This is a genomic window from Desulfurobacterium sp. TC5-1 (assembly GCF_000421485.1).
Lineage (GTDB): Bacteria > Aquificota > Aquificia > Desulfurobacteriales > Desulfurobacteriaceae > Desulfurobacterium_A.
In genome coordinates this window covers 1,430,739-1,437,774 of record NZ_ATXC01000001.1, presented here as the reverse complement: position 1 = coordinate 1,437,774, position 7,036 = coordinate 1,430,739, and the positions used below count along the sequence as shown (strand labels likewise).

Annotated in this window: 7 protein-coding genes, 1 tRNA gene and 1 rRNA gene; 7 read left to right on the top strand and 2 right to left on the bottom strand. The window is 42.4% G+C overall.

Translation table 11 applies throughout. From position 1 onward, the window contains the following. Both H153_RS0107580 and H153_RS0107575 read right to left on the bottom strand, forming a co-directional pair. Positions 1–467: ribosomal RNA gene (locus tag H153_RS0107580) — 16S ribosomal RNA — on the bottom strand; the annotation flags it as partial. A 347-nt stretch (positions 468–814) separates the two neighbouring features. Beyond that, positions 815–890, bottom strand: a tRNA-Gly gene (locus H153_RS0107575). Positions 891–998: 108 nt separating this feature from the next. On the opposite strand from H153_RS0107575, the gene mqnC reads away from it, so the two are divergent. Genes mqnC through H153_RS0107540 form a run of 7 tightly spaced genes read left to right on the top strand, consistent with a single transcriptional unit; the run spans position 999 to position 7,035 of the window. Then, on the top strand, positions 999–2,075 hold the full coding sequence (gene mqnC / locus H153_RS0107570) for a cyclic dehypoxanthinyl futalosine synthase (RefSeq protein ID WP_022847528.1): 1,077 nt from the start codon (positions 999–1,001) through the stop codon (positions 2,073–2,075). Between the two features lie 7 nt (positions 2,076–2,082). Beyond that, positions 2,083–3,108 (top strand): tRNA preQ1(34) S-adenosylmethionine ribosyltransferase-isomerase QueA, encoded by a 1,026-nt coding sequence (queA, locus tag H153_RS0107565; protein WP_022847527.1) that lies wholly within the window; start codon positions 2,083–2,085, stop codon positions 3,106–3,108. After that, the gene (locus tag H153_RS09635; RefSeq protein WP_081638841.1) at positions 3,038–3,862 is read left to right on the top strand and encodes a DUF3108 domain-containing protein; all 825 of its coding nucleotides are present in this window, start codon (positions 3,038–3,040) and stop codon (positions 3,860–3,862) included. The genes queA and H153_RS09635 overlap by 71 nt, the downstream gene beginning before the upstream one ends. After that, a complete protein-coding gene (locus tag H153_RS0107555; RefSeq protein ID WP_022847525.1) occupies positions 3,863–4,288 on the top strand; it encodes an NUDIX hydrolase in 426 nt (141 codons plus the stop codon). Between the two features lie 10 nt (positions 4,289–4,298). After that, positions 4,299–5,681: a bifunctional UDP-N-acetylglucosamine diphosphorylase/glucosamine-1-phosphate N-acetyltransferase GlmU gene (gene glmU / locus H153_RS0107550; RefSeq protein WP_027720094.1), complete on the top strand. Its 1,383-nt coding sequence runs from the start codon at positions 4,299–4,301 to the stop codon at positions 5,679–5,681. Continuing rightward, positions 5,678–6,457, top strand: a complete 780-nt coding sequence (gene trpC, locus H153_RS0107545; protein ID WP_022847523.1) for an indole-3-glycerol phosphate synthase TrpC — start codon at positions 5,678–5,680, stop codon at positions 6,455–6,457. The genes glmU and trpC overlap by 4 nt, the downstream gene beginning before the upstream one ends. Next, positions 6,442–7,035: a redoxin domain-containing protein gene (locus tag H153_RS0107540; protein WP_022847522.1), complete on the top strand. Its 594-nt coding sequence runs from the start codon at positions 6,442–6,444 to the stop codon at positions 7,033–7,035. The genes trpC and H153_RS0107540 overlap by 16 nt, the downstream gene beginning before the upstream one ends. The last annotated feature ends 1 nt before the right edge of the window (position 7,036 follow it).

Sequence of the window (7,036 nt, the reverse complement as noted above, 5' to 3'; positions counted from 1 at the left end):
CCCGGTGACAGGAGTTTACACCCCGAAGGGCTTCTTCCTCCACGCAGCGTCGCTGGGTCAGGCTTGCGCCCATTGCCCAAAATTCCCCACTGCTGCCTCCCGTAGGAGTCCGGGCCGTGTCTCAGTCCCGGTGTGGCTGGCCATCCTCTCAGACCAGCTACCCGTCGTAGGCTTGGTGAGCCGTTACCTCACCAACTACCTGATGGGACGCGAGCCCATCCCAAGGCGGGAGCTTGCTGTGCAGAGGCCCCCTTTTCACACAGTCCATGCAGACCGTGCGCTTATGGGGTATTAGCCGGCGTTTCCACCGGTTATCCCCCTCCTTGGGGTAGGTTGCTCACGCGTTACTCACCCGTTCGCCGGTCGCCAGCACGGGTTCCAAAGGAACCCGCCTGCTGCCCCACGACTTGCATGTGTTAGGCACGCTGCCAGCGTTCGCGCTGAGCCAGGATCAAACTCTCCAGCAATATTTCATCGCTTTCAAGTTCTCTATCTCTAAGCTCAATCTATACTTCAGAGTACGCAAGGCTCTATCTCGCGAACCTGCGGAACACCTCAATTAAAAGTTACCTCTCCAGGTAACCTGTATTTCCAGCTTCCGCAGGCACACACCCCTTATTCTGTTGTCAAAGAGCTTTTACAACTTTCTTTCCGCGCAAGGTTTAAATTTATGCCGCCAACTAACGGGTGTCAACCCTCTTTCCGGCTTTTTCTATCGATTTCATCTTGCGCGGGTGGTAAATATAGGCTGTAAAATTCTTGTGTCAACTTTTTTGAAGCTTTTTTGGAAACTTTATTCGAAAAATACCTATTATGGAGCGGGCGACGGGACTTGAACCCGCGACCCCAACCTTGGCAAGGTTGTGCTCTACCAACTGAGCTACGCCCGCTTATTCAACTGTATCTTGTATCAAAGAGCGAATAAATAATTTAGGCACCACAGACTCTGTGTCAATAGTTTTAAGGTATAATTGAGCAAAATTTTACAGGAGTCTCGAATGTCACTCAATACAATCATAGAAAAGGTCTATAAAGGTGAAAGGATCACAGAAGACGAAGCTGTACACCTTCTTAAAAGTGAGGATTTGCTTTCCCTCGGATTTTTAGCAAATTTCGTAAGGAACAGAATACATCCAGAGAAGAAAGTCACTTTTGTTATAGACAGAAATATCAACTATACAAACATCTGTATCTGCAAATGCAGGTTTTGTGCCTTCTACAGAAACAAAGAAGATAAAGACGCCTACGTCATTTCAAAGGAAACGCTAAGAGAAAAAATTAGAGAAACCGTAGAACTCGGCGGTACTGCTATTCTACTTCAAGGTGGTCTCCATCCAGATTTAAAAATAGAATTCTACGAAGAGATGTTACGCTTCATTAAAAAAGAGTTTCCGGAAATCCACGTCCACGGCTTCTCAGCACCTGAAATTCTCCACATAGCAAAGGTTTCTAACATTTCCATAGAAGATGTAATAGAAAGGTTAAAGAAGGCCGGCCTTGGTTCTATTCCTGGTGGTGGAGCAGAAATATTGGTTGACAAAGTCAGAAACCGCATCGCTCCCAACAAAGCCAAAACAGATGAGTGGCTTAAAGTTCATGAAACGGCACACAAGAAAGGATTAAGAACAACCGCAACGATGATGTTTGGAAGCGTTGATACTGATGAGGATATAGTAAATCATTTAAAAGTTATCAGAAATTTGCAGGATAAGACCGGCGGATTCACCGCATTTATTCCCTGGAGTTATCAACCAGATCACACCGAACTTGGGCAGGAGGTAAAGGAAAAGGCATCCGGAATAAAATATCTAAAGGTATTAGCCGTATCCCGAATATACTTGGATAACATCAAAAACATACAGGCCTCCTGGGTAACCCAAGGCGGGAAAATGGCTCAGGTAGCCCTCAAATTTGGTGCAAACGACTTTGGTTCCCTTATGATAGAGGAAAACGTTGTTGCAGCAGCAGGTGTAAAGTACAGAATTCCCCTCTCCGAAATCATAAGACTGATAAAAGATGCCGGTTTTACACCCGTTCAGAGAACAACCCTCTACCAACCGATAAAAAGATACTGAGGTGGCGATGAAAGTCTCCCTTTTTGATTACGAACTTCCCGAACATTTGATAGCAAAATTTCCGGTAGAACCGAGGGACAGTGCAAAACTTTTAGTGCTTAATAGGAAAACCGGAGAGATAGAACACAAAATTTTCAGAGATATCGAAAACTATCTAAAACCGGAAGATGTCCTTGTTATCAACAATACAAAAGTCATACCTGCAAGGCTTTTAGGAAAGTTCCCAACCGGCGGAAAAGTTGAAATATTTCTAACAAGACAGATAGAAAAGGATGTCTGGGAAGCAATAGGAAAGCCGGGGAGAAGATTAAAACCGGGGAAAAAAGTGATATTTGACGATGAAATATCCTGTGAAATTCTTAAAATAGAAGACGAAGGGAAAAGGATAATCCGCTTTCACTCAAAAAAACCGACACTTGAAAAAATATACGAAATTGGCCACGTTCCACTTCCCCCTTATATAGAAAGGGAGGACACGGAAAAAGATAGAGAAGAATATCAAACCATCTTCGCAAAGGAGGAAGGAGCGGTAGCAGCTCCTACAGCAGGACTTCACTTCACCCAGGAACTCCTTAAGAAATTAAAGGATAAAGGCGTCATTATTAAAGAAGTAACGCTCCATGTAGGACTCGGAACGTTCAAGCCTGTTAAGGTCGATGAAGTTGAAAAGCATAAGATGCACTACGAAAGCTTTAAAATACCTGAAGATACGGCAGAAGAAGTAGAAAGGGCAAAAAGAGAAGGGCGAAGAGTAGTAGCGGTAGGCACCACCGTTGTAAGAACACTTGAAAGTGGCTTTGACGAAAAGGGAAAGGCAAAAGTTCTTGAAGGTTCCACAAATCTTTTTATATATCCAGGTTATAATTTTAAAGTTGTAGATGCAATCATTACAAATTTTCACCTACCGAAATCTACACTTTTAATGCTTGTATGTGCATTTGCAGGCAGGGAGAAGGTGCTAAATGCTTACAAAGAGGCTGTTAAACACGGCTATCGCTTTTACAGTTATGGCGATGCCATGTTCATCTATTAGCAAAGAGGCAAAAAAGGAGTTTAAACCGGTGTACAACTACAACGAAAACGGCACATCCTACAACTTTGACGGTGAAAAGTTGGAGTATTCACTCCACTGGCTCTTCTTTCACGTGGCAAACGCTGAAAGTGATGTCGCAAAGGTAACGAAAAACGGAACAGAGTACCTAAGAATCCAGTCAAAGGTAAGAACCGCAGGCATTGTTGGATTCTTTAAAGATATAAGGGACACGGGGTATAGCCTGTGGGATATAAAACTCAAAACACCTGTAAAAACGTTTATGTCCCAGAGGGAAGGAACCTACGTAAAGGATAAACTTTTCAGTTACGATCTCAACAATATGACGGTAACCGTTGTTAAACAGAAACCCGGGCACGACCCAACAACGAAAGAGTATAAAATACCGTCCATACCGTTTGAAGACCTCATGACCGGTATCTATTTCTTCAGAAAACACGGCATATTTGAGGTTGGTGCCCATACTGACTTTCCCGTTTTCACAGGCAAGAAATTTATCATGACTCACGTAAAGGTTCTTGGAAAGGAAAAGGTTGAAGTCCCTGCAGGAACATTTGAAACGTACAAATGTTCACTATCATCGGAAGTAACACCAAAAGGCGTATTTAAAATGAAAGGGGACGTTTACATGTGGCTCACAACAGACGAAAGCCATCTGCCGGTAAAAATCTCCGGCGACATCACGATAGGCTCTGTGAGCGCCGAGCTTGAAAAGTACAGAAAAGGAGGCAGATAGATGGCCGTTGTTAACATAAAGACACCCTACCTTACGGTTGACGGGATTATAAACGTACAGAATGAGAAAGGTAAATTTGAAGGAATTGTTCTGATAGAGAGAAAGTATCCTCCCGTCGGACTTGCACTTCCCGGTGGATTTGTAGATTACGGCGAAACGGTCGAAGAGGCAGTAATAAGAGAGATGAAAGAGGAAACCGGGCTTGACATCGTTATTTTGAGACAGTTTCACGTCTATTCAGATCCAAATAGAGATCCAAGACAACATACGGTATCCGTTGTCTTTGAATGTGTTGCCCGTGGAAAACCCGAAGGTGCGGATGATGCAAAAAGGGCAATTGTGGTTTCTTACGATGAAATACCCTTTGAAAAAATTGTCTTTGACCACGGGAAAATATTGAGAGACTACCTTGAAGGAAAGTATTGAGGGAGAGAGGATGGGCTTTAAAGTCATAATACTGGCAGCGGGAAAGGGAACCCGTTTTAAATCGGAACTTCCGAAAGTACTGCACAAAATACTCGGGAAACCGATGTTATGGTACGTTGTAAAATCGGCAGAAGAAGCCGGCGCAGAAGAAATAATCGTAGTCATAGGGCATAAAAAAGACCTTGTAGAAGAGTTCATAGAAAGGGAAAATCTGAACGTTAAAACCGTTGTCCAGGAAGAGCAGTTAGGCACCGGACACGCAGTCCTCTGTGCGGAAGAACGATTAAAAGACTATAGCGGAAAGGTCGTAATATTAAACGGTGATACACCTTTAGTAAAACCTGAAGACATTAAAAACCTTACTTCAATAGATAGTGACATGGTAGTTCTAACAGGTGAAACAGAGAACCCACACGGATACGGAAGGGTTGTAAGGAAGGGTGGAGAGGTTCTAAAAATCGTTGAAGAAAAAGATGCTACCGATGAAGAAAAAAAGATAAGAGAGATAAACTCAGGTATATACGCTTTTAAAGCAAAACTACTCTTTGAAGCACTCAAAAGTCTTAAAAACGACAATGCCCAGGGTGAATACTACCTCACTGACGTCCTGAAAATATTCAAAGAGAAAGATTTAAAAGTAACAGCCATAAAAACGGAAGACTTTAACTCAATAATGGGCGTAAATAACCGATACGAACTTTCCGTAGCAGAAAGAATTTTGAGTGAAAGAATCTTGAAAAATCATCAGCTAAACGGCGTAACAATCCACAATCCCGAATCCTGCTACATCGAACCGGAAGTTAGAATAGGAAAGGACACTGAAATATTCGGTCCCGTCTATATAAAAGGTAAAACATTCATAGGTGAGCGGTGCACGATAGGTGCATTCACGGAAATAGTAGATTCAACAATAGAAGATGATGCAGAAGTGAAAACCCACTGTCACGTTGAAAAGGCTCATCTTAAAAAAGGTGCATCGGCAGGGCCCTTCTCAAGGTTAAGAGAAGGCACTGTGATTGAGACAGGCGCAAAAACAGGCAGCTTCGTAGAAACGAAAAAGGCTCATCTTAAAAAAGGCGCAAAGGCAAACCATTTAACATACCTGGGGGACTGCACCATCGGAGAAAACACAAACATCGGCGCCGGAACAATCACCTGCAATTATGACGGATACAATAAATGGCGAACGGAAATAGGCAAAAACGTTTTTGTCGGAAGCAACACCCTCTTCATAGCACCTGTCAACGTCGGTGACAATGCGATTACGGCGGCAGGCTCCGTCATCACAAAAGATGTACCTGAAAATACACTTGCGATTGCAAGGGCAAAACAGGTTAATCTTGAAGGAAGGGCAGAGAAGATAAGAGAAAGAAACAAGAGGAAGAAAAAGTGAACATCTTAGAAAAGATTGTGGCTTTTAAAATAAAAGAGGTTGAAAGGCGAAAAAACGAAATAGATATTGACGCCGTAAAAAAGGTTGCAAAGGAAAAAGAAACACCGTTTGACTTTAAAAAGGCTTTTCCGAAAAACCGCACCAACGTCATCGCAGAAGTCAAAAAAGCATCACCATCAAAGGGAATAATAAAGGAAGACTTTAACCCCGTGGAGATTGCAAAAAGCTACGAAAGAGGCGGCGCCGCAGCTATTTCCGTTCTCACAGACGCAGAGTTTTTCAAAGGTTCACCTCTCTATCTTAAAGAGGTTGCAGAAACGGTAAAGCTACCCGTACTCCGAAAAGACTTTATTATTGATGAATTTCAGATATACGCAGCCAAAGCCCTCGGCGCCTCATCATTCCTCCTTATAGTGGCCATACTTGATGATGAAACGCTTAGAAACTTTATATCACTTGGAAGAGACCTTGGAATGGAACCTTTAGTTGAAGCCCATAGCAGGGAAGAGGTGGAAAGGGCTATCAAAGCGGACGCTGAAATTATCGGCATAAACAACAGAAACCTTAAAACTTTCACTGTTTCACTATCAACAACAGAGAGGTTGTTGCCGATAATAAAAGAGGCCGGAAAGGTATGCATTACAGAAAGCGGCATAAAGGAAAAAGATGACATAAAATATCTTAAAGAAAAGGGCGTTGATGGATTCCTAATAGGTGAAACACTTATGAGAAGCGAAAATCCAGAGGAGTTGCTGAAAGAATGGATAGAAGACTGATAGCGGCTACTATTCTCATAGCACAACTGACAACAGCTCCTGCATTTGCAGACTGGTATATTCTCCTACCTAAAGATAGAAGGCCTACCGAAGAGAACATGAAAGAAAAGGTTCTCAACAAGAAACCTTACAAAGCGGAAAAGAGTAAGATTCCAGCACCCGATTTCAAAGCAAGGACACTAAAGGGAACCGTTGAACTTCAAAACGCAAAGGGAAAAGAGATAGTTGTATTTTTCTTTGAAAACCCCTACTCACCGCTATCAGAAGAGTTAATAAAAAAGCTTGACGAGATAGCGGAGAAAAATGACAATGTAATCATTCTCTGCGTTGATGTAAACGATGCTGACTATCCAATTCTTCTAAGATACAAAAAGGACATGAAGCTTAAAAGTGTCCACCTAACAGCAGATTCATACATTTACAAGCAGTTTAAGGATCAACTGAAGATTAAAAAGTTACCCGCATCTATCTTTATAGACAAAGAAGGATTTGTAAGGTTCTACTCAGATAACATAGGAACAACATCTGTTGAAGAATTTGCAAGGAACGTAGAAAAAACTGTTGAAAGGTTAAAGTAAA

Excerpts from the sequence above, each read along its gene's own strand:
- glmU (WP_027720094.1), top strand. The coding sequence starts at position 4,299 with ATGGGCTTTAAAGTCATAATACTGGCAGCGGGAAAGGGAACCCGTTTT.
- mqnC (WP_022847528.1), top strand. The coding sequence starts at position 999 with ATGTCACTCAATACAATCATAGAAAAGGTCTATAAAGGTGAAAGGATC.
- H153_RS0107540 (WP_022847522.1), top strand. The coding sequence starts at position 6,442 with ATGGATAGAAGACTGATAGCGGCTACTATTCTCATAGCACAACTGACA.
- H153_RS09635 (WP_081638841.1), top strand. The coding sequence starts at position 3,038 with ATGCTTACAAAGAGGCTGTTAAACACGGCTATCGCTTTTACAGTTATG.
- queA (WP_022847527.1), top strand. The coding sequence starts at position 2,083 with ATGAAAGTCTCCCTTTTTGATTACGAACTTCCCGAACATTTGATAGCA.
- H153_RS0107555 (WP_022847525.1), top strand. The coding sequence starts at position 3,863 with ATGGCCGTTGTTAACATAAAGACACCCTACCTTACGGTTGACGGGATT.